The sequence below is a fragment of the Pantoea sp. GL120224-02 genome, from assembly GCF_900215395.1.
GTDB lineage: Bacteria > Pseudomonadota > Gammaproteobacteria > Enterobacterales > Enterobacteriaceae > Pantoea > Pantoea communis.
The window spans coordinates 211,873-236,593 of the sequence record NZ_OBEC01000008.1 but is presented as its reverse complement, the minus strand read 5'-3'; the positions used below and the strand labels follow the sequence as shown (position 1 = coordinate 236,593).

The 24,721-nt window shown below is 53.5% G+C and carries 28 protein-coding genes and 1 pseudogene; 16 read left to right on the top strand and 13 right to left on the bottom strand.

All coding sequences use genetic code 11. The annotated features are described in order from the left end of the window. Nucleotides 1–71 precede the first annotated feature (71 nt). Both accB and CRO33_RS16600 read right to left on the bottom strand, forming a co-directional pair. Nucleotides 72–539: an acetyl-CoA carboxylase biotin carboxyl carrier protein gene (gene accB, locus CRO33_RS16605; protein ID WP_097118892.1), complete on the bottom strand. Its 468-nt coding sequence runs from the start codon at nt 537–539 to the stop codon at nt 72–74. A gap of 226 nt (nt 540–765) precedes the next feature. Continuing rightward, nucleotides 766–1,308: a chorismate mutase gene (locus tag CRO33_RS16600; protein WP_097118891.1), complete on the bottom strand. Its 543-nt coding sequence runs from the start codon at nt 1,306–1,308 to the stop codon at nt 766–768. Nucleotides 1,309–1,452: 144 nt separating this feature from the next. Here CRO33_RS16600 and CRO33_RS16595 point away from each other — a divergent pair, with 144 nt between their 5' ends. From CRO33_RS16595 to CRO33_RS16575, 5 genes are all read left to right on the top strand, one after another. After that, entirely contained in the window at nt 1,453–2,025 is a 573-nt protein-coding gene (locus CRO33_RS16595; RefSeq protein ID WP_097118890.1) for a peroxiredoxin, read from the top strand. Nucleotides 2,026–2,040: 15 nt separating this feature from the next. Next, nucleotides 2,041–3,270: a protein-disulfide reductase DsbD family protein gene (locus CRO33_RS16590; protein WP_097118889.1), complete on the top strand. Its 1,230-nt coding sequence runs from the start codon at nt 2,041–2,043 to the stop codon at nt 3,268–3,270. 17 nt (nt 3,271–3,287) lie between these two features. Continuing rightward, the gene (locus tag CRO33_RS16585; protein WP_097118888.1) at nt 3,288–3,839 is read left to right on the top strand and encodes a sigma-70 family RNA polymerase sigma factor; all 552 of its coding nucleotides are present in this window, start codon (nt 3,288–3,290) and stop codon (nt 3,837–3,839) included. Beyond that, nucleotides 3,832–4,461, top strand: coding sequence for an NrsF family protein (locus CRO33_RS16580; RefSeq protein ID WP_097118887.1), 630 nt, complete (start codon nt 3,832–3,834; stop codon nt 4,459–4,461). The genes CRO33_RS16585 and CRO33_RS16580 overlap by 8 nt, the downstream gene beginning before the upstream one ends. 133 nt (nt 4,462–4,594) lie before the next feature. Beyond that, the gene (locus CRO33_RS16575) at nt 4,595–5,239 is read left to right on the top strand and encodes a hypothetical protein (protein ID WP_097118886.1); all 645 of its coding nucleotides are present in this window, start codon (nt 4,595–4,597) and stop codon (nt 5,237–5,239) included. A gap of 95 nt (nt 5,240–5,334) precedes the next feature. On the opposite strand, the gene CRO33_RS16570 is transcribed toward CRO33_RS16575, so the two are convergent. Next, on the bottom strand, nt 5,335–5,730 hold the full coding sequence (locus CRO33_RS16570; RefSeq protein ID WP_097118885.1) for a winged helix-turn-helix transcriptional regulator: 396 nt from the start codon (nt 5,728–5,730) through the stop codon (nt 5,335–5,337). Nucleotides 5,731–5,830: 100 nt separating this feature from the next. Between CRO33_RS16570 and CRO33_RS16565 the strand changes: the two genes are divergently transcribed. After that, nucleotides 5,831–6,562: an SDR family NAD(P)-dependent oxidoreductase gene (locus CRO33_RS16565; protein WP_097118884.1), complete on the top strand. Its 732-nt coding sequence runs from the start codon at nt 5,831–5,833 to the stop codon at nt 6,560–6,562. 116 nt (nt 6,563–6,678) lie between these two features. Here CRO33_RS16565 and CRO33_RS16560 read toward each other — a convergent pair whose 3' ends face one another. Beyond that, the gene (locus CRO33_RS16560) at nt 6,679–7,029 is read right to left on the bottom strand and encodes a TonB family protein (RefSeq protein WP_097118883.1); all 351 of its coding nucleotides are present in this window, start codon (nt 7,027–7,029) and stop codon (nt 6,679–6,681) included. A gap of 138 nt (nt 7,030–7,167) precedes the next feature. On the opposite strand from CRO33_RS16560, the gene CRO33_RS16555 reads away from it, so the two are divergent. Next, entirely contained in the window at nt 7,168–7,539 is a 372-nt protein-coding gene (locus CRO33_RS16555) for a hypothetical protein (protein ID WP_097118882.1), read from the top strand. 110 nt (nt 7,540–7,649) lie between these two features. Here CRO33_RS16555 and CRO33_RS16550 read toward each other — a convergent pair whose 3' ends face one another. Continuing rightward, nucleotides 7,650–8,717: an SDR family oxidoreductase gene (locus tag CRO33_RS16550; protein ID WP_097118881.1), complete on the bottom strand. Its 1,068-nt coding sequence runs from the start codon at nt 8,715–8,717 to the stop codon at nt 7,650–7,652. Between the two features lie 100 nt (nt 8,718–8,817). Between CRO33_RS16550 and CRO33_RS16545 the strand changes: the two genes are divergently transcribed. Further along, nucleotides 8,818–9,720, top strand: coding sequence for a LysR family transcriptional regulator (locus tag CRO33_RS16545; protein ID WP_097118880.1), 903 nt, complete (start codon nt 8,818–8,820; stop codon nt 9,718–9,720). A 106-nt stretch (nt 9,721–9,826) separates the two neighbouring features. Here the strand turns inward: CRO33_RS16545 and CRO33_RS16540 are convergent, their stop codons facing one another. Continuing rightward, complete coding sequence (locus CRO33_RS16540) at nt 9,827–11,248, bottom strand: hypothetical protein (RefSeq protein ID WP_097118879.1); 1,422 nt, start codon at nt 11,246–11,248, stop codon at nt 9,827–9,829. A 223-nt stretch (nt 11,249–11,471) separates the two neighbouring features. On the opposite strand from CRO33_RS16540, the gene CRO33_RS16535 reads away from it, so the two are divergent. Together CRO33_RS16535 and CRO33_RS16530 are read left to right on the top strand one after the other, a co-directional pair. Then, nucleotides 11,472–12,866, top strand: coding sequence for an amidase (locus tag CRO33_RS16535; RefSeq protein ID WP_097118878.1), 1,395 nt, complete (start codon nt 11,472–11,474; stop codon nt 12,864–12,866). Nucleotides 12,867–12,983: 117 nt separating this feature from the next. After that, entirely contained in the window at nt 12,984–13,919 is a 936-nt protein-coding gene (locus tag CRO33_RS16530; RefSeq protein WP_097118877.1) for a helix-turn-helix domain-containing protein, read from the top strand. A gap of 12 nt (nt 13,920–13,931) precedes the next feature. On the opposite strand, the gene CRO33_RS16525 is transcribed toward CRO33_RS16530, so the two are convergent. The 6 genes from CRO33_RS16525 to CRO33_RS16500 form a co-directional block, all read right to left on the bottom strand. Then, nucleotides 13,932–14,522 (bottom strand): ANTAR domain-containing response regulator, encoded by a 591-nt coding sequence (locus CRO33_RS16525; protein ID WP_097118876.1) that lies wholly within the window; start codon nt 14,520–14,522, stop codon nt 13,932–13,934. A gap of 128 nt (nt 14,523–14,650) precedes the next feature. Next, entirely contained in the window at nt 14,651–15,355 is a 705-nt protein-coding gene (locus CRO33_RS16520) for an ABC transporter ATP-binding protein (RefSeq protein WP_097118875.1), read from the bottom strand. Continuing rightward, a complete protein-coding gene (locus CRO33_RS16515; protein WP_097118874.1) occupies nt 15,348–16,079 on the bottom strand; it encodes an ATP-binding cassette domain-containing protein in 732 nt (243 codons plus the stop codon). The genes CRO33_RS16520 and CRO33_RS16515 overlap by 8 nt, the downstream gene beginning before the upstream one ends. Beyond that, a complete protein-coding gene (locus CRO33_RS16510; RefSeq protein WP_097118873.1) occupies nt 16,076–17,107 on the bottom strand; it encodes a branched-chain amino acid ABC transporter permease in 1,032 nt (343 codons plus the stop codon). The genes CRO33_RS16515 and CRO33_RS16510 overlap by 4 nt, the downstream gene beginning before the upstream one ends. Then, nucleotides 17,107–17,976, bottom strand: a complete 870-nt coding sequence (locus CRO33_RS16505; RefSeq protein WP_058960259.1) for a branched-chain amino acid ABC transporter permease — start codon at nt 17,974–17,976, stop codon at nt 17,107–17,109. Before CRO33_RS16505 ends, CRO33_RS16510 begins: the two co-directional genes overlap by 1 nt. Nucleotides 17,977–17,988: 12 nt before the next feature. Then, the gene (locus CRO33_RS16500) at nt 17,989–19,224 is read right to left on the bottom strand and encodes an urea ABC transporter substrate-binding protein (protein ID WP_097118872.1); all 1,236 of its coding nucleotides are present in this window, start codon (nt 19,222–19,224) and stop codon (nt 17,989–17,991) included. Between the two features lie 448 nt (nt 19,225–19,672). Here CRO33_RS16500 and nthA point away from each other — a divergent pair, with 448 nt between their 5' ends. From nthA to CRO33_RS16470, 6 genes and pseudogenes are all read left to right on the top strand, one after another. Continuing rightward, nucleotides 19,673–20,257, top strand: a complete 585-nt coding sequence (gene nthA / locus CRO33_RS16495; RefSeq protein ID WP_097118871.1) for a nitrile hydratase subunit alpha — start codon at nt 19,673–19,675, stop codon at nt 20,255–20,257. Between the two features lie 13 nt (nt 20,258–20,270). Next, the gene (locus CRO33_RS24985; RefSeq protein ID WP_097118870.1) at nt 20,271–20,573 is read left to right on the top strand and encodes an SH3-like domain-containing protein; all 303 of its coding nucleotides are present in this window, start codon (nt 20,271–20,273) and stop codon (nt 20,571–20,573) included. A gap of 9 nt (nt 20,574–20,582) precedes the next feature. Beyond that, a pseudogene (locus CRO33_RS24980) lies at nt 20,583–20,951 on the top strand (SH3-like domain-containing protein). Continuing rightward, nucleotides 20,944–21,402 (top strand): nitrile hydratase accessory protein, encoded by a 459-nt coding sequence (locus tag CRO33_RS16480; RefSeq protein WP_176505786.1) that lies wholly within the window; start codon nt 20,944–20,946, stop codon nt 21,400–21,402. Before CRO33_RS24980 ends, CRO33_RS16480 begins: the two are co-directional and overlap by 8 nt. Before the next feature lie 15 nt (nt 21,403–21,417). After that, the gene (locus tag CRO33_RS16475; protein WP_097118867.1) at nt 21,418–22,404 is read left to right on the top strand and encodes a HoxN/HupN/NixA family nickel/cobalt transporter; all 987 of its coding nucleotides are present in this window, start codon (nt 21,418–21,420) and stop codon (nt 22,402–22,404) included. Between the two features lie 191 nt (nt 22,405–22,595). Beyond that, nucleotides 22,596–23,495: an alpha/beta hydrolase gene (locus tag CRO33_RS16470; protein WP_097118866.1), complete on the top strand. Its 900-nt coding sequence runs from the start codon at nt 22,596–22,598 to the stop codon at nt 23,493–23,495. Between the two features lie 40 nt (nt 23,496–23,535). Here CRO33_RS16470 and CRO33_RS16465 read toward each other — a convergent pair whose 3' ends face one another. After that, nucleotides 23,536–24,645, bottom strand: a complete 1,110-nt coding sequence (locus tag CRO33_RS16465) for a lactonase family protein (RefSeq protein WP_097118865.1) — start codon at nt 24,643–24,645, stop codon at nt 23,536–23,538. Nucleotides 24,646–24,721: the final 76 nt, after the last annotated feature.

Here is a 24,721-nt window from a genome sequence, read left to right as displayed (position 1 = left end):
CGCGCGGAGAATACGCAGAGCGATCTCACCGCGGTTAGCAATGACAATTTTATCCAGCATGCTTCGCCTCGTTATTCGATGACGACGAGCGGCTCGTCAAATTCAACCGGCTGGCCGCTTTCCACCAGAATCGCCTTCACAACGCCGGATTTATCGGCTTCGATCTGGTTCATCATTTTCATCGCTTCAACGATGCACAGGGTATCGCCCGCGTTGACTTTCTGGCCCACTTCCACGAAGGCTTTCGCGTCCGGGCTTGGGGTACGGTAGAAAGTGCCGACCATCGGAGAACGCACGATGTGGCCGGTGATTTCCGGCTTAGCGGCTTCAGCCGGCGCAGCGGCTGCAGGTGCAACGGCGGTCGCCAGCGCAGGCTGCTGCATCACTGGCGCAGCATAAGCCTGTTGCATGATCGGGTAGCCGGCGTTCGCAGGTGAACGGCTGATACGAACTGACTCTTCGCCTTCAGAGATTTCCAGCTCGGAGATGCCGGACTCTTCAACCAGTTCGATCAGTTTCTTAATTTTACGAATATCCATGAAAAACTTTTCCTACGCGTTATCAACTCGCAGCAGTTATAGCAGAGGGGATTCTTGAGCAGGACATAGGGAGTTCAGTTGGGGTTATAAGGAAAAGGTGGCGGAGTGGATCGTTGGTCATCTGAATTTTATCCCGAGGTGGAGATATCGTGGATAATATTGCAGTTTGAGAGGTAAATGACATATTAGAGAGGCGTAATCTTATTACGCCTCTTATGAATAACCGTTACTTCTTCAGACTAATTTTCTGCAGGGCTTCCCACAGCCTCGTTTTATCACCCTGTTCCAGATTCGCTTGATCAAGCGTGTGCAGAAAGGCGGCTTTATCGGTGAAGGGTTTGCCCTGCGCTAACTGCGCACGGATACCACTCAGAATGCTGGCGCTCAGCACATTAATTTTGCTTCTGACCTGATCCAGCGGCAAAGGCTGCCAACCTTGTTCAGGTGTGGAGAGCCAATCTGCGCGATAGCGATATTGAATCGCTTTTGCTGCATCCATCTGAGCCTGCACAAAGGGTTTAACAGACTCGCCCGCTAAGCCCAGCTTTTCGGCTTGCAGCACAGCACTAGCCAGCACTTTTTCTTCTTGCGGCAGATCTTCAATCGCAAGATGATTGGCGGCTTTATAACCGGCCACATCCTTCATATAGGACAGGCGTTGATTGATCAGGGAAGCCACATCGCTATCAATGACAGGTGCCGCCAGCGCGGTGGCCGAGCAAGATAACCCAATTAACAAAATGATTTTACTGAAATAATTCCGATTCATCTCTCTTAGCCTCTTTTTCCATGAGTCACATTGCGTCGCTAATTTAACTTTTTTTTACTGGCACCGAAACCTTTCCGCCCCCTCCAGCGAACTGATGTATTGAGTCACTAAAACCGGACCTCCCTTACATCGCAGGAGCAGATAATGAAATCGTTTAAAACCCTCGTTTGTACTCTGAGCATCACCGCCGCATTGGGCCTCTCTGCCACCGCTTTTAACGCCAGCGCCGCGCTGCCGGTTGGTGCAAAGGCACCAAATTTCGAACTGCAAGGTGCATTAGCTGGCAAACCATTGACCTTCTCGCTGCAAAAAGCGCTGCAAAAAGGGCCAGTGGTGCTTTACTTCTTCCCGGCCGCATTCAGTGCGGGCTGTACGATTGAAGCGCATGACTTCGCCGAAGCCACCGACAACTTCACCAAAATGCACGCCACAGTTATTGGTGTGACTGCAGGCAATACCGATCAGGTGAGCGATTTCTCTAAACTGGAGTGCCGTGATAAATTCGCTGTTGCCGCCGACCCAGGTGCTAAAGTGGCCGCTCAGTATCAAACCACCATGCAGATGAAAGGCAAAACCCTTTCCGATCGTACCTCTTATGTGATTGCGCCTAATGGCGACATCCTGCTGAGTTACACTGATAGAAACCCGGATACGCACATTGAGAAAGCCCTCGCCGCCGTGAAGCAGTACGACGACGCGCATCCGCAAACTAACTAAGTAAAGAGGCCAGCGATGTTAACCGCCATGCTGGCCGCCTTCATTGGCGGCATTATTCTTAATCTTATGCCCTGCGTTTTTCCAGTCATCTCACTGAAAGCGCTGGGTTTGTTACGCCACACGGACAACGCTGCTAGCGCGCGACGAGAAGGTTTGGGTTTCCTGCTTGGTGTGATCGTCACCATGATGGCGCTGGCAGGGATTTTGCTGGCCGCGCGCGCAGGCGGGGCCGCTGTCGGTTGGGGTTTCCAACTGCAATCTCCCCTGGTGATCGCCCTGCTGTCGCTGGTGATCCTCGCCGCCGCGCTTAACTTACTGGGCGTGTTTGAAGTGGGCTTGTCCGTCCAGCGCGTGGGCGCGGTGGAAATCAATCGCGGCGCATTTTTACGATCTGCGCTCACCGGTGCGCTAGCGATTATCGTTGCCACCCCCTGCGCTGCCCCCTTCATGGCCAGTGCCATTGGTTATGCGCTGTTGCAACCTCCGGCCGTGGCCTTGGCGATCTTCTTTGCACTGGCACTGGGGTTTGCCGCGCCCTTCACGTTGGTTTCCTTGTTCCCGCGTCTGGCAAAGTTCCTGCCACGACCAGGTGCATGGATGGATGTGTTGAAACGCGGTCTGGCCTTCCCAATGTTCGGCGCTTATGCCTGGCTGGTGTGGGTGCTCGCGCAACAGGCAGGCAGCGCGGCATTGGCTACACTGTTAGCAGCCTCAGTGGTTGTAGCATTCGCGGGCTGGCTATATGGGATGGCGCAACATCGCCGCTTTGCCGGTAAAGGCCATAAAGTGCTGTTCGCCGTGACCGCCGTATTGGTTATCGCCGTGCTGGCCCCACTGCCGCAGTTAATTCAACCGGGCGCAGCGCTGGCAGGTGACCAGGTAGCCAGCCAGCTCACCAAAGAGAAGTGGACGCCGCAGGCCGTTGCATCGCAGCGCGGACATGGCAAAGCCATCTTTGTCGATTTCACAGCATCATGGTGCATCACTTGTCAGGTAAATGAAAAAACCTCCCTTTCGACGCAGGTAGTTAAAGACGCGTTGGCAAAAACCGGTACGGTGTATATGGTGGCGGACTCCACCAAGTTTAATCCCGATGTCGATGACGCCATGAGCGAGTTTGGTCAGGGCGGACTGCCGATGTATCTGGTTTACCCCGCCGATGGCGGGCCGCCAAAAGTGCTGCCGCAAGTGCTGACACCGAGCATTGTGGTGAATGCGCTGCAAGCGGCCAGCACCAAGGCGTAATTGTTTCAAGGCGGATTATGCAAGCAAGTGATAGCGCGCGCGAAAGTTGGCCCGCGCTAATGGAACAGGCGCAGGCGGGCGATCAGCTCGCTTACACCCGACTGCTCAAAGCGCTAGTGCCGGTGATACGCGGACAAATACGCCAACAACTCACCGACCAGGCATTAGTGGAAGATGTGATTCAGGATGTGCTGCTAACGGTGCATCGGGTGCGTCACACCTATGATCCTGCCTACCCGTTCTTACCCTGGCTGATGGCCATCATCTCCGCTCGCGCCGTGGATGCCCTGCGGCGACGCGGACGCCATCAGCAATGGGAAGTCCACGAAGAAACGCTAACTGAAGCTGCCATTGCGCCAGAGGCACCATCGCTGGATACACAAGAGGAACTGGCTGACTATCTGCGCCAGCTTCCCTCGCGCCAGCGCGAGATTGTCGAACATGTTCACTTGCGCGAAATGAGCCTGACGGAAGCGGCAGAACATAACAATTTAAGTGTGGCAGCGGTGAAATCGCTGTTGCATCGCGCGCTGAGTAATCTGCGTCGCTTTGGAGCACACCATGAATAATCATGACCTGTTAATCGAAAAACTCAGCCGCGACATGCAGCCCGTTCAACCGATGCGGCCGACTTATTGGCGTGTCTTGATGTGGCTGCTGCTGGCACTGCCCTGCGGCATCGCCGCCAGTTTTCTGGTGCAGCGCACCCTCACCGACTGGTCACAACCCGGTGCGATGCGCGCGCTCATCCAGTTGGCGCTGGCGTTTGTGCTCGGCTTGTTTGCGATTCGTAATGCGTTCAACATGAGCATCCCTGGCCGCCGCAGTGTCAGTTGGAAAGTGCTGCTGACGCTGGGTTTATTGTGGTTGGGATTGAGCCTGAGCAGTATCCCGCACGCCGTAGTGGAGGCACATGATAATGACAGCACGCGCTGTTTTACCTTCCTGTTAGTGGTGAGCACACCGATGATGCTGCTGATGATTGCCAGTTTACGCAAGACACGTGCACTCCATCCGGTACGCAGCCTGGCGATGGCCGGACTGGGCATAGCCTGCATGGCCGTCACCATGCTGGCGTTTTGCCATCCGGTGCATCTGCACGCCATGGATTTTGTCATGCATCTGGCCGCCATTGCGGTGATTATCGTTATGACAGTGCTGCTTGGTCGTCGCTGGGTAAGATTGGGTTGAGGTGATAAAAGGATGTCATTCTCCCTATTAAAATAGAAAACAGGAGTCTGGCTCTCATTAAATCCACCTCATCCCTATCCTTTCATGTGTTAAGTTAATTAATGGAGAGAGGCAATCAAGTGAAGGAATACACATGCCAGTGCTTAACAAGGGGGATTCAAATATGGCCATAATGCCAATGTCATACAGCCCCAATACATTACAACGACGTTTTGAGATTATTGATGAGTTTGAAATGGGTAGTTCTACTTACTGGATTATCTATGATCGAAAAACACCTTTTTCAGCAGTCGTCGATGCTGGTCCAGCATTAATCGAGAACGATTTACGTCATCGCGTCATTGCTACGTTGGAACTGATTCGCGTTGAACATTTTGATGGGCTCAGCGTAAAGTCATTCTGGCAGGATGCTGCCGCGCTGCAGGTTGAAGGGGTTGTGGTACAAGAGATCATGCAAGGTTTTGGTCTTGCAACCCGCATGTATGAAACCTTGGTGGTGCATCAAAATATCACGCTGATGAGTGATCATCACCACTATGAAGGCGGAAAAGCACTTTGGAAACACATTGCGCAGAAGTCTCGTCTGTTGCAGGTTTTTGTTTTAGATACAAACGAAGGTAAATTTTATCCCTACGACGGCACCAAAATACGTTATGACGGCATTTGCATCCCCGAAAGTAAAATATGGAGTGTTCATCCTGATGAATCCTTGCAGGGGATTATTTTGATTGCTGAGGCTAAAGAAAAAGTCTCAGCATTATCCGTCCCTGTTATATAAACAGGTAAAAATAAAGGTGAGTAAAACGGCAGCGCATGAAGTGTAAAATATCGCGCTGCCCGTCTTTCTGAGTTCATCTAATTAAAACCCAACCATTAGGCTTCTTCCGCCACCTTCTTTTCTTCATTACGAGCAATGTCGTAAGCGGCTTGAGCCTGTTCCATCACCGGGCCGTACTCCATCGCCCAACTCGCCAGGGCCATAAAGGGCTGCTGCAGCGTCTGCGCTAAAGGTGTGATGCTGTATTCCACGCTCACCGGCGAAGTTGGTAGCACTTTACGGTTCACAAGACCATTGCGCTCCAGACGTTTGAGCGCATCCGCCAGTGCTTTATGGGTAATCCCCTCCAGTCTGCGGCGAATCTCATTGAACCTTGAGGGCTGTGTGCAAAGCACGGTGAGAATTAATATCGACCATTTATTGGTGATGTTTTCCAAAACAGGTCGGGTTTTACCGATATCAATCAAAGGCTTGTCAGTTTTCTCATTCATGGCGATATACCCGTATATATCTGATATAAACTAAGTGCGTAATTGATATCAAGTATAGTTTTTATATCATCTGGGTTCCACTCTTAAAGGAGCATTGCAGATGAGCAGATTAGAAAACAAAGTTGCCGTGGTACTGGGCGGCGCAAAAGGTATCGGTTTGGCGATCAGCCAGCGTTTCGCCAGCGAAGGAGCAACCACCTGGTTTACCTCCCGTCGTGAAGAAGAATTAGCTACTGCCAGCCGCAAGATATCCGGCATCGCGAAGCCATTACGCGCCGATGTTAGTCAGAACGAAGAGCTGGCCGATATTATGGACACCATCAAAAGCACGTCAGGCCATTTGGATGTGTTGGTGATCAATGCGGGTATGTCGGAATACGCCCGGTTAGACGAGATCAGTGAGTCTCACTACGAGCAGATTTTCGGACTTAACGTGCGCTCGCCGCTCTTTGCCTTACAAGCTGCGTTGCCCCTGCTGAAACCGGGTGCGAGCGTGGTTCTGATTGGCTCGATTGCGGATGTGATTGGCACGGAAGGCTATGGTGTTTACTCTGCCAGCAAAGCCGCTCTGCGCTCCTTTGCCCGCACCTGGACCCGTGAACTCGCCGCACGCGGTATCCGCGTCAATGTGGTCGCACCCGGCCCTGTGGATACTGAAATGATGGCGGCGGCTTCAGAACAGGTTCGAAATGGTCTCACCAGCGCCATCCCCCTCGGCAGAATGGCAAAACCGGAAGAGGTGGCAAATGCTGCGTTGTTCCTTGCCAGTGATGAAAGCAGTTACATCGCGGGCGCTGAGATCTGCGTTGATGGTGGATTGACCCAGGTTTAGATGCGGCATACAAACAGCCATCGCAGGATGGCTGTCACTTCATTTCAGGGCAGACACGGTTCGAAATCAGTATGCTTTTCTCACCACACCTTAGGCGCTCTATGATCACTCACCGATCACAACATCGAATCACTGATATTGGGCGGAGGACTCACGCGCATCACCACTTTCATTGGAATATTTTTAGCGGGATGGCCTTTTTCAAATCGCCATTTGTTCACCGCTCTTATAACCGCGTCATCAAACAGATGGTCGGGTGTGGATTGCACAATGCGCATTTCACTGACCTTCCCTTGCGCATCGACATCATAAAAAAATTGCACCTTTCCTTCGATATGATTCTTTGCAGCATAAAAAGGATATTCAGGCTTATCCATTCGCAGGGCTTTAGGCTGTGCTTTATTGGCGGATGAAGTGGTGCAACCTGATAATGCCAGAGTGAGAATGATGGGTATGATCTTAAACATAACAACCTCCTGTTGTTGAGAATCATTCTCATGTTATCATCACATGATATCAACAAGATAGCGCCAGTTTAGCGTAAAGAATCCTTCATTAGGCTTCTGCTAGCATGTTCATCCATCAAGATTAAGGAATAATCGTCGATGAAAAACATCGTATTTATCTACATGCCCAGTCCAACATTGTTAAGAACACCGGGATTCGGAGTGAGTGGCGGATTGTTTGCCTATTTTCGCGAAGATAAATATATCGCCGCAGTGCAGAAGGCGATCGATAAACGCCAATTGAACTGGCGCTTCACTCGCGACACCACAGAATCAAATATTGAAACGCTTATGGACGAAGGTGTTGAATTACTGGTCTGTGCACCCGGTCTACGCTTTATGTTTTATCGCAAGAATTTTGATAAGCAACGCATGGTGTTTCTCACCACCATGGAATACCTGAGTAACGACGTCCGGCCTGTAATGCGTAAAATACGGGAACGGGAAGACAGGGAAGATTTGTTGGACTAAAGGGCTCGGATACCTCATGTCGGATATTACAGCCCCAAAATATTATGAGTTGTTGTTCATGAAGGTGCGCATTGATGCGCACCTGGATAACCGGTCACGATGAAAAAAAGCTACTGCGGAATCACCTTCTCCGCTTTCAGCCGATCAAACAGCGCAATAAACGAATCCAGCGTGGAACGATAGCCGATGAATCCCGCTTTGCGGCTTTTGCTCATGTCGGTGAATGCTTCCATTGGACGCCCAAGGTCCGCATCGGTGTGCCACCACGAAGCCAGCTTATTAACGTCCGCCTCTTGCAGCTGTTCGCGCGCGGCAATTTCACGCCATGCGTCGGCGGCCTGTTGCATGCGCCCTTCCAGAGGCATCATCTGTGCAGGATACGCGGCGGCTTCAACGTTAAAGTAAGCGGCCAGTCGTGGCCACAGCCAGTTCCAGCGGAATACATCGCCATTGACCGCGTTGAAGTCCTGATTCGCTGCTTCATCCGCCGTCGCTGCCCAAAACAACTGCTCCGCCAGCAAACCGGCGTCAGTCACATCAGCAATACCGTTCCACTGTTCCGGCGAGCCGGGGAAGATAAATGGCCAGCCCTTCTCGCGACACAGCGTGGCATACACCGCCAGCGTCTGCCCCATGTTCATGGCGTTGCCCACTGCATAACCGATGATGGTGTGCGGGCGATGCACGCTCCAGCGATAGCCATATTGCTCGGCACCGGCAAAGATTTCATCTTCCTGCGCATAGTAGAAGTTATCGACCGGCTGGCGTCCCTGTTCTTCACGGAACGGCGTCACCGGCACAGCTCCTTTGCCATACGCCTCAAATGGACCCAGATAGTGTTTCAGCCCGGTCACCAGCGCCACGTGCGCACCGTTCAGGCGCTCACCCAGCGCTTCAATCACATTACGCACCATGCCGCCGTTCACGCGAATGTTCTCTTTTTCGTTCTCCTGACGCGCCCAGACGCTAAAGAACACCGCATCAGGCTTCTCTTGTGACAGTGCAGTGCTGACCGCGTCAGCATCGGTCAGATCTGCGGTCAGACTGCGGCACCCTTCGGGGATCGCGCCGCGCCCGCGTGACAATCCGGTCACCTGCCATCCTTCACTTTGCAGTTTTTCCGCCAGCGCACGCCCAATCACACCGCTAATGCCGACAATTAACGCTTGCTTTTGCATTTCAATTCTCCTCGGTTTCGGTAATCATTAGCCTAATAGAGAATTCAATTCCTATCTCTGGCTTTAATTCACATCATTCACAACCTGGATTCACGAATAGATGCACGATCAACGCCTGAAAGATATCGTACCCTTTGTGGCCAGCGTCGAAAGCGGCAGTTTCGCGGCAGCGGCAGAACGTTTACACCTGACCGGTTCGGCCGTCAGTAAAAGCGTCACGCGACTTGAGACGCGACTCGGCTCACGCTTGCTGGAACGCACCACGCGCAGTCTGAAGCTCACCGATGCAGGCAACGCCTACTACCAAACCTGCCTGCGCATTATGGAGGAGCTGGCCGAAGCCGAAGCGGTGCTGGCGGCGCAGCGCACCATTCCTTCGGGGCGATTGCGCGTGGCGGTGCCAAATACTTATGGCCGACTGGGCGTCATGCCGCTGCTGATTCCATTTTGTCAGCAACATCCCGAGCTGGAACTCAATCTCACCTTCTCGGATCGTTTTATCGATCTGTTTGATGAGGGGATCGATGTCGCGGTGCGCATTGGCGGATCGCCGGATGTACCCGCTTCACTCGGCTGCCGTCAGATGGGTCGCGAGCGCATGGTGTTTTGCGCTGCACCCGATTATCTGGCGCGCCATGGACGTCCTCACAATGAAAGCGAGCTATTACAACATCAGGCCATCATGTATGAACGCGTGGATGGCAGCAGCAAGCCATGGCTGTTCACCACTTCAGATGGTCACCCGCACTGGCGCAATGTGCCACACCGGATGGCACTGGGTGATGTCGATGCACAAGTCCAGGCGCTGTGTGGCGGATTAGGCGTGGCGCAGATGCCCTCCTGGCTGGTGCGCGAGCCGCTGGCGCGCGGTGAACTGGAGATTATCTTGCCGGAGCAACAGCCCGATGGATTGGCTCTGACGCTGATATGGCCACGCCGCAAGCAGCTGTTACCGAAAGTCGATGCGCTATTGGCCGCGCTGGCAGAATTAGAGATTCGCTGAGGTGTGCGGCCTGAAAGCCGCCTGCTACCGCGTGCGCGACCATAATGACGTGCAGGTTTTTCAGCGGGCCAGTGTCCCCGTATCGGGATCGCACCGGAGATCCTGTTTAATTTTCAGGGTCAAACAGTGCGCGGGCGTAATTCTGTGAAGAGACATTTTTCTCGCTGTGCGGGATCTCCACGCTATCGATAAGCTTGGCTTGCTGATAGCTTTTCACCGTTTCATGCTGAGTGAGTTGCTGCGTGGTCTGCGCAGCCAGCTCACCTTTTTTGTTCTGGGAAACCACGGTCTGGCTACTCTCTTCATCGTTAATCAGATGATAGCGGTAATTTTGAGATGACTTAAGTGCCGTCAGTTTCGCTCCCCCGTCTGAATCCAGTGCGGTGTGGAAACTGGCTTTGAGTTTGAACAGCGTATCCTGTGTCAAATCCTGGCTATCAGTGTGCTGTTGCGAGCGGGTTTGCTGCGCGACCTCTAAAGAGAAAGTATCCTGCTCATCCGGTTTATAAGGATTATCAGAGCGCGGCGTCTGTTGATAGCTGGCGGAAAAATCGGCCAATCCACTAATGGCACCGTTTTTAGCGGCATTAGCATCAATGGAGATCACTCGCTGGGTATTCACGCTGTGGCTTGCCTGTCCTTGCGTGGTATTCAGCGCCCGGAAGCTGGCTTTGAAGAGATTCAGCATGTCGCGATCGCCGTGCCCACGCGTTGCGGCCTGATCAAATTTGGCAGACCACTGATCGAGTGCGGCGGCCTGCTGTTCGGCGCTGCCTGCCTGAGTCAGCTTTGACACATCCGTATCGAGCTTGATACTGACATCCCCGTTGTGAAAACCGAGCCAGCGCTCTTTATCATCTGCGTGAAGGTTGAGGGACTGCGTCACGTTGTCGCCATTGCGCAGATCGGTCTTCAAATCGACGCTTTGCAACTGCGAGTTATCAAACTTCATCAGGTTGCTGATATCTAGCTGCGTTGTCCCTGCGTCCAAACCGTCCAGCGCTTTTTGCAAACCGTCGGAGAGCTGACTGATGGCTGTAGCCTCATCACTGTTGAGTTTACCCCCACTGGTATTCAGCTCCACCACCAGTCCGCCCTGCTGGCGTGTCATTTGCAGACTCACCTCAATCCCCGATTGTGTGGTCACGGTGAGCGCCACCGCGCTCTGACTGTTGCTGGTGCCGTTGGCTGATGAGGTTGCGGGCACGCTTAACGTGACATTGTCACCACTCTGCACCAGGCCTTTAAGCAAACTGCTGCCGATACCGTTCATACCAACGCCGCCCGATTGTGACGCCGCGTTGAGTTGCGCCTGTAAATTGCTGCTGATCGTGCCGCTGCTCTGTACCTGTGCTGGCACAATTTTATAGATGGCGGCAATCGCCTCGCTTGCTTCACTGAAGGTCACTTTCGTGGACGCTTCAGCCTGTAAGTGGTTTTGTGCTGCATTGCTGTTTGCGGTGGTATTTACGCTTGAACCCGCAGAAATCAGGTTGCGTAGAACGCTGTTGCCAATCCCATTTAGCATCAAAATAATCCTTCTTGTGAACTATTCCTGAAGGTTATCGGCATCATATCGCCATGCTTTAACGTTCCCCTCCGGTTAACGCCAGTTCCTGGTAGGCCGCTGACACTTCTGGCACAGCATCTGTCTGCTTAAACACAGCCGAACCCGCGCGTCTGATTTACGTTGTTGATCAACACATTGTCTACCGCACAGGTAGCCCCCCTTAAACAGAGGTAAGGTCGCGATGAACAATCTGCATTACAAAAGCTTGCTGGAAATTGGACGCCTGATTCAGTCTGGCGACATCACATCGGTAGCGGTCACTGAATCACTATTAACGCGCATCGACACACTGGATAGCGATCTGCACAGCTATTTCTACGTGATGCGCGACAGTGCATTAAAACAGGCGGCAGAGGCGGATCAGGAAATTGCAGCTGGCAAATTGCGTGGCCCGCTGCACGGCGTGCCGATCGCCTTAAAAGATCTAATCTGGACTAAAGATGCGCCCACCAGCCACGGCATGATCATCCACAAGGATCACTATCCGGCAGAAGACTCCACGGTGGTTGATCGTTTCCGCGCTGCCGGTGCGGTGATCCTCGGCAAGCTGACGCAAACTGAAAGCGCCTTTGCCGATCACCATCCGGAAATCACCCGCCCTAATAACCCCTGGGGCTGCGCCCTCTGGACCGGTGTCTCCTCCAGCGGTTCTGGCGTCGCGACTGCGGCTGGACTCTGTTATGGCGCGATTGGCACCGATACCGGCGGCTCCATTCGCTTCCCGTCAAATGCCAACGGACTGACCGGCATCAAACCGACCTGGGGTCGCGTCACGCGCCACGGTGCCTGTGAGCTGGCGGCGTCGCTCGATCACATCGGTCCGATGGCACGATCCGCAGGCGATGCCGCTGCGATGCTGCAAGCCATTGCCGGGCGCGATGATAAAGATCCGACCTCCAGCAGCGAGCCGGTGCCGGACTACCTGGCGTTGATGACGCACGGCGTTAGCAAAATGCGCATCGGACTGGATGCAGGCTGGGCGTTGGAAAAGGTGGATGCGGAAACCCGTGCCGCGCTGGAATCAGCGATAGCTACCCTGACATCGCTGGGTGCCACCTTCGTGGACATCACTGTGCCAGACACGGAAAAAGCCGCCGCCGAGTGGAGTGCGCTCTGTGCAGTGGAAACCGCCCTGGCGCATGAAGAGACCTATCCGGCGCAGAAAGATCAATATGGTCCAGGATTATCTGGTCTGCTGGATCTTGGCCATCAGGTCACCGCACTGGAGTATCAGCGCCTGCTGCTGAGCCGTGCGGCACTGCGTGGCGATATTTCTGCCCTGTTCAGCAAAGTGGATTTGATTCTGGCACCCGCCACCGCTTATGCCGGATTAACCTGGGACACCATGACCCGTTTTGGTACCGATCAGGCACTTTTTAACGGCGTATTGCGCTATACCAGTGCATTTGACGCGAGCGGGCATCCGACCATCACCCTGCCATGTGGCACGACTTCAGCCGGTGCACCCATTGGTTTCCAGTTAGTCGCCGCCCATTTCGATGAAACCGCAATGATTCAGGGCGCCTGGGCTTATCAGCAAGTCACTGAATGGCATAAAAAACATCCTGCTATCTAAAGCTGCTTATTTTGGCAGCACTGCATTTCGGGTGCGGCCTTTTCATGTCGATATGGCCTGAAACTTGCTTGGTTTGTTGTGATTTCACCCTTTTCGCCAGGTTTAGGGGATGTTGCCATGAAAGAAACGTTCACCACGGATCACTTAGATAATCGCCACCGCTTTGATGCCTGGCGCGATGCCGTCTGTTCGCGCTTGATTAATGCCGAGGCGCGTCAGGTTAATGCCGGTACTTTTTCCGGCAGCTTTGGTTATTCCATGCTGGGCCATGTCGATATCGCACACCACGTGTCACAAACCGCGCTGGTGTGGCAACGCACCACCGAGTGCATTCGCCGCCATCCTAATCATGATTTTTATCTCGGCTACGTTCGTTCCGGCATCGGGACATTGCGGCAAAACGATAACCAGTCACGGGTGAGCGCAGGGGATGTGGTGATTTACGATGCCGCAACGCCCTTTGATTTCGCCATGGATAACGTGGCCATCAACATTGTGCATTTGCCGCGCCAGATGATTGAAAAAGAGGCACCAGCGATTGCCCGGCTCGCGGGGAAAACGCTGGATCTTAGTCGTCCCGGAATGACCTCACTCAAGCAATTACTGGAAGAGGCATTTGTCTTTAACGCGGAGAGTGAGAACACCTTTCTCGCGGAACAGTTCGCCAATACGTTGATCAATATGATCTCGGTGAGTGTCAATTTGCAGAAAGGCGATGACGCACTAAAACCGGATCTTTACTCGCGGGTGGTGAGTTATTTACGGCAAAATCTGCAGGAAGCGGACCTGACCATGGCGCAAATTGCCAATGCCCATCATGTTTCACCGCGCACCATCAGCCGCGTGTTTGCTGCACACGGCACCACGCCGATGAATTTTGTCTGGCAGGAGCGCCTGCTGGCGTGTCGCAAGGCGCTAGCCGAAGGTAAAGCGCGCAACATCACGCAGGTGGCGCTAGATCACGGCTTTAGCGATATGTCGCATTTCAGTCTCGCCTTCCGCAAAGCCTTTGGTTACACCCCGAGCAGTCTGCTGAGACAAACCGAGGCGTAACGGCGTTTTGTTTTACCCTTTCTGCAACTGACTGATCACACGCTCAGCAGTAAATTCCAGGCTGCTGCGCGTGTTCATCGCTTCGGTACGCATAAAGCGATATGCCCCCGACTCATCCAGACCGAAAGTCTGCATCAACACGCCTTTAGCCTGCGCCAGTCGCTCATTCCTCAGTTTACGCTGTTGGCGAGCCTGCAGTTCACCCCGCAACTGGGCATTCTGCTGGGCGGATCGCCAGGTGCCGATGATCTGCACAATCAAGGCAAAGGGGTTTAGTTCTCGCTCGGCGATGGCAGCGGGTTGCAGTTTCATTAGCAGCGGAAACAAGCGCGCATCGTGGCAGTTCGCCAGGGCAATCACCGGTGTGTAATGCTGTTGCAATGAACGAAACAGCGGCGTTAATACCGCCTCGTGGTGATTTTCAATCGCCACCAACAGCAGTTGCGCGTCAGCCGGACGTTCGGCGACAGGCGGCCAGCTGTGTTGTGCGTGACAACCGATTTGCGTCAACGAGGCACAAAAAGCCCGCACGCTTTGCGAATCAGGATGGAAAATATGCAACCGCACACCCGCAAGCGTTTTCAGCAAAGATGGCTCATTCATGTTTCACCCGTGTGCATTCTGATGTTCGAAGCATCACGTTAGAGGAGTCAGGCAATCGATGCTGTGTTGCTGCTGCCGGGTGCTGTGTCAGGCGAGACAGGGCATGCACCCCGTCCCGCTTCCACGATTTAGGCGTGAAACCCTAAAAACTGCTCCGCCACACTGGCACTGGGCTGGATGCGCGGATCAATCTGCTGCACAATCTGCCCTTTTTCAATCACATGGATCCGATCCGATAACGCATAAAGAAACTCAATATCCTGCTCTACCAGAATGATCGAGATATCCATTTCATGCCTCAGCCGCTGCAGCGTCTCGATGATCTCCTCACAGATATTCGGTTGAATGCCTTCGGTTGGTTCATCCAGCAACACCAGCTGTGGCTGCCCGCAGAGACAGCGCGCCAACGCCAGCAGTTGCTGCTCGCCGCCCGAGAGCGCCCCGCCCGGTTGAGCCAGTAAACGTTTCAGGCGCGGGAAAATCTCTAGCATCTGCTCGATGATCTGACCCGCGCGCGAAAAGTGCTTCACGCAGCCCATGCGCAGGTTCTCTTCCACCGTCAGCAGCGGGAAGATCTGCCGCCCTTGCGGCACAAAACCGATGCCGGCCGCCGCCCGCTGGTGGGCCTGATAGCGCGTGATATCAATGCCGTTGAGCGCGATTGTTCCCTGCCAGGCGGGTAGCTCTCCCATGATGGTGCGCAGCAGCGTGGTTTTTCCCATGCCGTTGCGTCCTAACACACCGGTGAAGGATTTGGCTCCGACAAACAGCTCGGACAAGTGCAGGACCGGAATTTTGTTGTAGCCCGAGACCATCTCTTTTATTTCAAGCATGTTTGATCTCCAGATTGCCGAGATACGCCTCTTTCACCAGAGGATTCTGCGTCACCTCGCGGAAAGTCCCCTCCGCCAGCACCGCGCCCTGATTAAACACCGTGACCTGCTGCGCGATCATGCTGATGAACTCCATATCGTGCTCCACCACCACCACGGTGCTCTGTTGATTGATCGCTTTAATCAGCTGGGCGGTTTTGCGCACTTCCTGATGCGTCATGCCTGCGGCGGGTTCATCCAGCAACACCAGTTGCGGACGAGAAATCAGGATCATCCCTAACTCCACCCACTGTCGCTGTCCGTGCGCCAGTTCAGAGAGCACGGCATCCTGATGATCTTCCAGTCCGATGTCGTGCAATACCTGATCAATCGCAGCGGACAGAGCCGCTTTCGCCAGCTTATTGGCTGCCGCCTGCCATAGATTCTCCCGAACGCTCAACCCTTCAAAGACGCTCGGCACCTGAGTTTTGATGCCGATGCCCAGCCGGGCAATATCCCACGGACGTTTGCCGGAGATCACTTGATTGCGGTAGCGGCATTCACCGCGTGTGGGCGTTACCTGACCACTGAGCATTTTGAAAAAGGTGCTTTTCCCCGCGCCGTTCGGGCCGATCAGGCAGCGAAGCTCCCCTTCATGCAGGGTGAAATCCACCTCCTTCACCGCATGCACACCACCAAAACTGACGCCCATTTTGCGGGTTTCCAACAGGACTGTTGCCGTCATGGTTTCACCTCACTCACCGATGCGCGGGTTGCCGTCAGCATTTTCGGTCGTTTACGCCGCCAAAATCGCTGTAGGGTCGGTAAAATACCACCGGGGATCAGCAGCACAAACACTGCCAGAATCACGCCGAGTACCAGATTGACATCCACCGTCTGCTGCGCGCCCAGCCGCGTCACCATCCACTGCAACAGCACACAGCTGATCACCGGACCGATCAACGTGCCGCGCCCCCCGACGATCACCCAAATGATGATCTGTGCCGACTGACTGATACTAAACACCCCGGGGCTGACAAAGGCACCCCAGTTGACGTACAGGCATCCAGCTAACCCGGCAATCGCCGCGCCAATGGCAAAGGTGACGAGCTTATGTGCCGGCACGTTGTAGCCGAGCAGTCCTGCGCGCTGTTCGTTTTCCCGAATGGCCACCACCGTTTTGCCAAAGCGGCTGAGCAGCACAAACTTCAGCAGCGCATAGCAGAGCGCCAACGCACCGGCGGTCACCATAAAGATCGCCTCCGGTGACAAAATGGCATCTGGCTGGAATGGCATGTTGAGTGTCGGCACTGACGGAATACCATTGAACCCACCCAGCAGCGCTTCGCCGATATGGTATTCACTGCCCGAGGTGGAGTTTACCCAGTTAAACAGCACCAGGCTCACGGCTAACGTGATCGCGCCGAGGTACACATCACTGACGCCGCCGTAGAAGATCACGTAACCGAGAAGCAGAGAGAACAGCGTGGGCAGGAGAATCGCCATCACCACCGCCCAGGTGGAATCCCCCCAGTTAATGGCGCAAATGGCGTAGGTATAGGCCCCCAGTCCAAAAAATGCCGCCTGACCAAAACAGAGGATGCCGCCGTAGCCCCAGATAAACGCCAGGCTGAGTGACAACAGTCCCATCACTAAAAACACCGTAATGGAGAGCAAGGTGTACAGCTCAATCGCACCAGCGAGCCAAAACGCCAGCAGGATCAGCATCAGGGCACTGAGCACAATGCGCACTTTTTCCGAAAACAGTTTCATTACAGCGATCTCCTGAAGAAGCGCCCGGTGATACCCTGCGGCAGCAGTCGCAGCAGCACAATGGCACTCAACAGCAGCGCCACCGCACCAAACACCGGCGTGGAGAGATAGGTCACCAGTTGCGAAATGGTGCCAAACAGCGTGGAAGAGGTCAGCGTGCCGGCGATGATAGCGCTGCCCCCGCCGATTACCGTGATAAAGGCTTTGGCAATAAAGCTAACGCCGATGGTCGGTATCACGCCGGTGATCGGTGCCAGCAGCGCGCCACCCAATCCGGAGAGCGCGGCTCCCAGACCGAAGGTCAGGCTGTAGATTTTACCGGGATTGCTGCCTAGCGCCGCCGCCATGCGCGCATTCTGCATGGTGGCACGTGCGCACAATCCCAATGTGGTGAAGCGCAGCAACAGCCACAATGCCGCCACCAGACACAGCGCAAACACAATCATAAACAGCGAATAGCCGCTGGTGCTGTAACTTCCCACATTCACGCTGGGCAGCGGCGAGCTGATGCCCAGCGTGGTGTTGCCAAACAGCATGGTCGCGGCACCGATCAACGCCAGACTCAACCCCCAGGTGGCCAGCATGGTGTCGATCATCCTGCCGTAGAGATGACGAATAATGACGCGTTCAATCACCATGCCAAATACGCCAACACAAATCGGCGCAACTACCAGCATGGAGATCCAGATCGGCACGCCAAAGTGGTTAGTGGCCATAATGGCGCTGTAGCCGCCCAGCATCATAAATTCGCCGTGCGCCATATTGACGATTTTCATCATGCCAAACACCACCGCCAGACCCAGACTCATGATCACCAGCACCGCGATGGCATTCAGCACTTCGATGCCATAGATAACCGACAGATCCATTAGCGCCTCCCGTTATAGCTCAATCTGATACTGTTTGGTATCACGTGGATTTTTCTTCAGGTCGCACACCATGGCGGTATCAACCGGTGTCTGGTTTGTGAAGGTTTCCAGAATCTTCATCTGATGGTTCTCCACCTCGGCAATGTGCACGTCCAGCGAACAGTGATGCGTGGTGGGATCGACACTCAGCTGACCGCTTGGCGAGGTCAGTGTGACGCCCGACTCCAGCGCCTCGATCACTTTCATGCGGTCGATGTCGCCCGCCTTACGCACCCCTTCGGCCCAAATCAACATGCCCTGATACGCGCCCATCGCCAGATCGCTGATGTACATGTCGCCGTAACGCGCATGGAATTTATCGACAAAGGCTTTGTTCTCGGCAGACGGAATTTCTTGCATGTAGTTCGCTGCCACCAGAATGCCGTTGCTCTCTTCCGGCGACAGAATGATGTGTTCATTGCCGCCGCCGAATACGGTAGAGGCGATGGGAATCTTGCCGCTCATGCCAGCCGCATGCCATTGGCGGTAGAAGGAGATGTGCGCCCCGCCCACCAGTGCTGACCACACCATGTCTGGTTTAGCGCTCTGGATTTTTGAAATGGCGGCACCGAAGTCCGTGACATCCAGCGGGAAGAACTCCACCGTCATCACTTCACCACCGTTGTCACGCACCGACTTCTTCACCCATGACGAAACAATCTGGCCGTAGTTGTAATCCGCCGCCAGCACATAGACTTTCTTGCCCCACTTCTTCATGGCGTACGGCACCAGTTTCTCCACGGTTTGTGCGGGCGTTGAGCCTGAAGAGAAGTAGTTGCGATCGCAGACGCCACCTTCGTACTGCGCAGGATAGAAATAGAGTGAGCGGAAACGATCCAATACAGGACGAATCACCTCGCGCGACGCAGACGTGATGCCGCCGTGCACCACCGCCACTTTGTCTTTCAGCGCGGCCTGCTGGGCGTATTGGGCATAAAGTTGCATATTGGATTGCGCGTCGTAATTGATGATTTGCAGTGGTCGGCCTAATAATCCCCCTGCTGCATTAATCTCATCTGCGGCTAAATTGATGGCGTTGGACATCGGCTTGCCATAAATATCCAGCCCGCCTGACAGGTCGAGAATGCTCGCCACTTTGATGGCGTCTTTGCTGTCAGCGGCTAAGGTGAATTTCGGTACAACCCCTGCAGCCAGACCCAATGCGGATACGGCCGATCCCTGAATAAATGAACGACGACTAATAGCCATAGCACCCTCGCAATGAAGTTATTGGAATAAATAGAGATGAAGCATTCCGGGAACCGGAAGAGATAAGCGGATAAAACAGACAGCGCTGTCTGCATTAATGCGAGAAAAGGGCCACAACATTGGGGCACGTTTTTTAGATTAGCAATAAGCGGGCCAAAACCCACGTGGCCGTTCAAATTAACTTTATTCTCTGCCAGCAGAAGCGAAAGCGATGAAAAGTATTACTGCATTTAATCCCGCCCACCTTTAATTAATTTTATCCCTCTCACTTTACTGCACTTAATTAAAGCAATAAGCACCAGTGCGGTGCAATTAAATGTTTTAACACTGCGCTGTCCGCTCAAACACAGCGAATGGCAGCATTAACAAAGATGTAATTACCAGAAGCGTTAACGTCTCTCACACACTCATTCATCTCATCAGTAAAAAAATTTTTTGAGGAGCCATTATGTCGAACCCTTCGGTATTACCTTCGGATGCCGCGTTAAAGATCCGTGCTATCCAATCCCTGTTGGCAGAAAAGGGATTTCTGAGTCAGGAGGTCACTGACACCATCGTGGATTATTTCGAAACCAAAGTAGGACCCCGCAATGGTGCGCAGGTGGTGGCGAGAGCCTGGCGCGATCCCGCCTTCAAAGCACGCTTACTGGAAAATGGCCGCGAGGCGGTGAATGAACTCGGCTTCTCCGGCTTTGAAGCCGCTACCCTGCACGTGCTGGAGAATACCGACAGCGTGCACAACGTAGTGGTGTGCACGCTTTGCTCTTGCTACCCGTGGCCGGTGCTGGGCTTGCCGCCCATCTGGTTTAAATCGACACCCTATCGTTCACGTGTGGTGATTGATCCCCGTGGCGTATTAGCAGAATTTGGCACTGAAATTCCGGCCAATAAGGAGATTCGCGTATGGGACAGCAATGCCGAAATCCGTTACTTCGTGCTGCCACAGCCCCCTGCTGACAGTGAAAGCATGAGTGAGAGCGAGTTGGCCGCATTGGTCACACGCGACTCCATGATCGGCACACGCACGCTTTAAGCGGAGAAACACCATGAATAATATCCACGATTGCGGCGGCATGCAGAATTTAGGTCCAATCGAGATTGAAGCCGATGAGCCTCATTTTCACAGCCAATGGGAAAAAGATATTTTCGCCACCACGCTGGTGTTCTTTATGAGCGGAAAAATCGTGCTTGATGATTTCCGTTATGAAATTGAGAAAATGTCCGTAACGGAATATCTGCAATCCAGTTATTACGAACACTGGTTATTTGCCATTGAGCAGTTGATGAGTAAAACCGGCGTATTCACTGAACAAGAATTGCAGCAGCGTCTCAGCGAACTCTCCGCCTGAGGATACAACATGAATACTTATTCGCCGCAGGGCTACCTGGATTTAATTACTACACCGCCCAATTACCATCGTGATGTTGAGGTCGAACCGCAATATCAACCGGGTGATAGTATTATCACGCATAATTTAAATCCGCTGAGTCATACACGCCTGCCGCGCTATGCGCGTGGTAAAAAGGGCGTGATTGTTGCCAACTACGGTGCCTGCGTATTTCCCGATGCGCTGGTCGCAGAGCAATAGGAGAAACCACAGTACGTCTACCTGGTGAAATTCATTGCCGCCGATTTGTGGGGAGAGAATAGCGAGAATTTCAGCGTCCACCTGAGCGTCTGGTCCGACTATATTCAGGGCAGATGTGAGGATGCTGCGCATGGATGAGTTAAACGCGATTATTGCTCAGGTGAACGAAGCCGATCCCACCTTTGCACAACCCTGGGAAGCCGATGCGTTTGTCATCGCGGTGGCCCTGTCTCAACGCGGCTATTTTAGCTGGCCACAATGGGTGGAACAATTTGCCCAGGAGATCCGCGACTTCCCGCAGCGCAGCGATGAAAGCGCCCATACCGCCTATTATCGGCAATGGCTGAGCTGTCTGGAAAAGATCCTGTCACAACATCAATTGATTCCGATGTCAGAATTGCTGATTCGTGAAGAGCAGTGGCGCCAGGCTTTCCTCAACACGCCCCATGGCAGCCCGGTGGATCTCGCTGCCGCCAGCTGTCCGCCCGACCACCCGCATGATCATGACCATCATCATCATCATCATCACGACCATCACGCCGCGCAGCCACTGATCCAACCGCTGCGCGTCTTTGCCGCTGTCGGGTAATTCTCAGGAGTCTTTATGAAGGTGCTGAGTCATAAGCAAAAAGGCGCTGCGGTGATTGGTGGCGCCATGCTGTTTAATTTGCTGGTCATCGGTACGGCGTTGGTGACTTTTCAGCATTCACCGGCCGCGCAGAGTGTCGCGCTGTTAGCCTATCTGTTTGGTTTGCACCACGCCGTCGATGCCGATCATATCGCCGCCATTGATAATGCCACGCGCAAGTTGAGTAATGAGGGCAAGAGCCCGTTTACCGCAGGTATGTGGTTCTCACTCGGCCACGCTTCGGTGGTGCTGATCGCCTGCCTGATATTCGCTTTGACCACGCAACCTTTGCAGCAGATGTTTCCCGGCGTGAAAGAGATTGGCGGCATGATTAGCACACTGATCTCCGGTGCTTTTCTGCTGCTACTCGCCTGGGCTAACTCCCGCACTTTGTGGCAATGTTTTCGCCAACGTCAGCGGTTGCTGCGTGGCGATGTAACGCGGGTCCCGCAGGAGAGCCATCACCACGGCGTGCTCACCCGGCTATGCGCGCCACTGTTTCGCATGGTGAGCAAAAGCCATCATTTGTTCCTCATCGGTTTCCTGTTCGGCATTAGTTTTGATACAGCAACCGAAGTGGCGATTTTCGGTATGTCCGCCAACCACGCAGCGGGTGGCGAAGCGATGCTGCACATCATGTTGATGCCGCTTTTATTCACTGCCGGCATGATGCTGATCGATACCACAGATGGCGTCATGATGTTGAAACTGTATCGTTGGTCGCAATTCGATCCGTTGCGCAGCCTCACTTACACCCTCGCCATTTCATCACTCTCAATTGTGGTGGCCTTCGCGATTGGCTGTTACGAAGTGTCGACGGTGTTACAACTCAACACGCTGATCTCCCCTGCGCTGGATGGCGTGATGGAAGCAATCATCAGTCAGATGGGTTGGGTGCTGATTATAACGTCCATTGGTGTATGGCTACTGTTTTCACAGCGGGCTAAGCGTCGGGCGCTGTAAGTACAATGGCGGCTTTGTGCCGCCCTGTTTCTGGCATCAGCTCGTGTTAGACCCCCCTGTCAGGTTCAACATCCTGTCAAAAAAGCCTTTTCTGAAACAGGCTGCCATCAGTAAAAAGAATTGAAATCAAGAATCATTCTCATTATGGTGCAAAGTGATATGTACCAATAACCAATAGAATAAGGATTTCAATGCTTTATAGATTTTCAGCGATAAACCGTCCCATTGTCCTGCTGCTATTGTTGCTCAGCAGTGTCACCACCAGCGCGTTTGCACGCCCGAATATGACGCCACTCGGCCCGAATATCGCCGACAAAGGCTCCGCTTATTACCACTTCTCCATCAGTGAATATGACTCGGCTGATGGCCAGCGGCATTACAAAGTTTGGACTGCGGTGCCAGATAAAGCGCCTCCGCCATCTGGCTACCCGTTGATCACGATGCTGGATGGCAATGCGGTAATGGACAGGCTGACCGATCCGCTGCTGCAAAAACTCTCGGCAGACAACCCTCCGGTTCTGGTGGTGGTCGGGTATCAAACCACTTTGCCGTTTGAGGTAAACGCGCGAACTTACGATTACACCCCGCTTGACAAAGAGCATGGCGATGCAGGATACACTTTTAGTCGCGGTCGCAAGGGCGGCGGCAGCAGCGCATTCCGCACCTTGCTAGAGCAACGTATTTTGGCCGCAGCGCAGAAAGGTGTGCATGTCGATCATCAACAACGCGCGCTGTGGGGCCACTCTTACGGCGGATTGTTTGCACTCGACAGCTATCTCTCCTCTCAGCTGTTTACGCGCTATTTCGCAGCCAGCCCGTCGATTGGCCAGGGGTACCATTCTCTATTAGGTGAGATGCAGACCCGCAAAGCCAGTAATAAGCAGATCACTTTGATGGAAGGGAATGGCGATCGCCGCAGCGATAGCAACACGGCGGAACCTGAAGTATTGCGCGCGGTGCGCACCACTATCGAAGGTATGGCAGAGAACGGCACAGCCGCACGCTATCAACTTTATCCGGGACTGTCCCACGGACAAATGTTTGGTGCATCAATGGAAGAGGCGCTGCTGGAAATGTCACAGGCAAAATAGCGAGAAGAAGTGGGCGCAAAAAATGCGCCCACCGAACGGCTTAATTAAAGAACTTTATATCAGTGGGCGTGGATATTTTTGCTGCATCGCCCGCTGCTTTCAGCTCACCGCTCTTTTCATCGAAATGGAACAGGGAAATATTGTTGGTGAACACGTTAGTGACATAGAGATATTTTCCACTGCCATCAAATGAGAACGCCCGAGGTTCAATGCCGTTGGCTTTATAACTGACCGGCTTGCCTAACTGGCCATCCGCCTCAATTTTAAACACCAACAGCTTATTATCTGAACCACGATTCGCTGCAATCACATATTTACCGTTCGGACTGAGAATAATTCCGCCGCCGCTACGGTATTCAGCACTGTTATTTTCACTGTTCAGCTTCACGGTATTGCTGCGATCCAGGTGATCGTCTTTCACTGTAAATACCGCGATCTCACCGGCCATTTCGGTGGTGACGTAGGCATGTTTGCCATCTGGTGAGAACACCATATGACGCGGGCCAGAACCTTCGGTAAAGGTCACGTCATGCGCGGTATCCGCTTCCAGAGGCTCAGCCTTATTGGCGTGATAACGATAGGCATGGAGCTTGTCACCGCCGAGATCGGCAGCGTACAGATATTTACCGTCGTGGGTAAAGGTTGTGGAGTGTGCGTGACCGCCATCCTGACGCCCTTTCACCGCGCCCGTGCCGTGGTCGAAAGCAAAGTGCTGCACCTGCTCACCCAGTTTACCGTCATGATGAATCGGGAACACCGAGACGCCCGCGCCGCCTTTCGCCACCGAGTAGTTAGCGACAAACAGGAACTTACCATCCGGGCTTATGGTGGCGTGCGTCGGCTGTTGCCCATGGCTATCCACCGCATTTAACACTTTCACCTGACCGCTTTTATCAATGGACAGTGCGGTAACGGCCCCAGCGTTTTCTTCATTGGTGGTATAGGCAAAGCGGCCATCCTGGGATTTTACAATCCATGACGGGCTTTTCATTTTGACCACATCAAGTGGTGTTAAAGTGCCATCCGCATTCACCTTGAGGCGATATAAACCTTCGCTAGGATGATCCGGTTTCTGCTCTAATGGGGCATCTGGAATCGACGTCCAGGTACCCACCAAAGCGATTTGATGATGTTCCGCGGCATTTGCCATAGCGCTCCCCGCCAGTGAAAAAACAGCTAAGGATAATGCCATGGTTATGTTTGATGCTAAACCGCTGAATGTGGCT

Excerpts from the sequence above, each read along its gene's own strand:
- CRO33_RS16580 (WP_097118887.1), top strand. The coding sequence starts at position 3,832 with ATGAATAATCATGACCTGTTAATCGAAAAACTCAGCCGCGACATGCAG.
- CRO33_RS16595 (WP_097118890.1), top strand. The coding sequence starts at position 1,453 with ATGAAATCGTTTAAAACCCTCGTTTGTACTCTGAGCATCACCGCCGCA.
- CRO33_RS16465 (WP_097118865.1), bottom strand. The coding sequence starts at position 24,645 with ATGGCAAATGCCGCGGAACATCATCAAATCGCTTTGGTGGGTACCTGG.
- CRO33_RS16535 (WP_097118878.1), top strand. The coding sequence starts at position 11,472 with ATGAACAATCTGCATTACAAAAGCTTGCTGGAAATTGGACGCCTGATT.
- CRO33_RS16545 (WP_097118880.1), top strand. The coding sequence starts at position 8,818 with ATGCACGATCAACGCCTGAAAGATATCGTACCCTTTGTGGCCAGCGTC.
- CRO33_RS16510 (WP_097118873.1), bottom strand. The coding sequence starts at position 17,107 with ATGAAACTGTTTTCGGAAAAAGTGCGCATTGTGCTCAGTGCCCTGATG.
- CRO33_RS16575 (WP_097118886.1), top strand. The coding sequence starts at position 4,595 with ATGCCAGTGCTTAACAAGGGGGATTCAAATATGGCCATAATGCCAATG.
- CRO33_RS16555 (WP_097118882.1), top strand. The coding sequence starts at position 7,168 with ATGAAAAACATCGTATTTATCTACATGCCCAGTCCAACATTGTTAAGA.
- CRO33_RS16505 (WP_058960259.1), bottom strand. The coding sequence starts at position 17,976 with ATGGATCTGTCGGTTATCTATGGCATCGAAGTGCTGAATGCCATCGCG.
- CRO33_RS16520 (WP_097118875.1), bottom strand. The coding sequence starts at position 15,355 with ATGCTTGAAATAAAAGAGATGGTCTCGGGCTACAACAAAATTCCGGTC.
- accB (WP_097118892.1), bottom strand. The coding sequence starts at position 539 with ATGGATATTCGTAAAATTAAGAAACTGATCGAACTGGTTGAAGAGTCC.
- CRO33_RS16500 (WP_097118872.1), bottom strand. The coding sequence starts at position 19,224 with ATGGCTATTAGTCGTCGTTCATTTATTCAGGGATCGGCCGTATCCGCA.
- CRO33_RS16560 (WP_097118883.1), bottom strand. The coding sequence starts at position 7,029 with ATGTTTAAGATCATACCCATCATTCTCACTCTGGCATTATCAGGTTGC.
- nthA (WP_097118871.1), top strand. The coding sequence starts at position 19,673 with ATGTCGAACCCTTCGGTATTACCTTCGGATGCCGCGTTAAAGATCCGT.
- CRO33_RS16515 (WP_097118874.1), bottom strand. The coding sequence starts at position 16,079 with ATGACGGCAACAGTCCTGTTGGAAACCCGCAAAATGGGCGTCAGTTTT.
- CRO33_RS24985 (WP_097118870.1), top strand. The coding sequence starts at position 20,271 with ATGAATAATATCCACGATTGCGGCGGCATGCAGAATTTAGGTCCAATC.
- CRO33_RS16590 (WP_097118889.1), top strand. The coding sequence starts at position 2,041 with ATGTTAACCGCCATGCTGGCCGCCTTCATTGGCGGCATTATTCTTAAT.
- CRO33_RS16600 (WP_097118891.1), bottom strand. The coding sequence starts at position 1,308 with ATGAATCGGAATTATTTCAGTAAAATCATTTTGTTAATTGGGTTATCT.
- CRO33_RS16550 (WP_097118881.1), bottom strand. The coding sequence starts at position 8,717 with ATGCAAAAGCAAGCGTTAATTGTCGGCATTAGCGGTGTGATTGGGCGT.
- CRO33_RS16470 (WP_097118866.1), top strand. The coding sequence starts at position 22,596 with ATGCTTTATAGATTTTCAGCGATAAACCGTCCCATTGTCCTGCTGCTA.
- CRO33_RS16475 (WP_097118867.1), top strand. The coding sequence starts at position 21,418 with ATGAAGGTGCTGAGTCATAAGCAAAAAGGCGCTGCGGTGATTGGTGGC.
- CRO33_RS16565 (WP_097118884.1), top strand. The coding sequence starts at position 5,831 with ATGAGCAGATTAGAAAACAAAGTTGCCGTGGTACTGGGCGGCGCAAAA.
- CRO33_RS16530 (WP_097118877.1), top strand. The coding sequence starts at position 12,984 with ATGAAAGAAACGTTCACCACGGATCACTTAGATAATCGCCACCGCTTT.
- CRO33_RS16570 (WP_097118885.1), bottom strand. The coding sequence starts at position 5,730 with ATGAATGAGAAAACTGACAAGCCTTTGATTGATATCGGTAAAACCCGA.
- CRO33_RS16585 (WP_097118888.1), top strand. The coding sequence starts at position 3,288 with ATGCAAGCAAGTGATAGCGCGCGCGAAAGTTGGCCCGCGCTAATGGAA.
- CRO33_RS16540 (WP_097118879.1), bottom strand. The coding sequence starts at position 11,248 with ATGCTAAATGGGATTGGCAACAGCGTTCTACGCAACCTGATTTCTGCG.
- CRO33_RS16480 (WP_176505786.1), top strand. The coding sequence starts at position 20,944 with ATGGATGAGTTAAACGCGATTATTGCTCAGGTGAACGAAGCCGATCCC.
- CRO33_RS16525 (WP_097118876.1), bottom strand. The coding sequence starts at position 14,522 with ATGAATGAGCCATCTTTGCTGAAAACGCTTGCGGGTGTGCGGTTGCAT.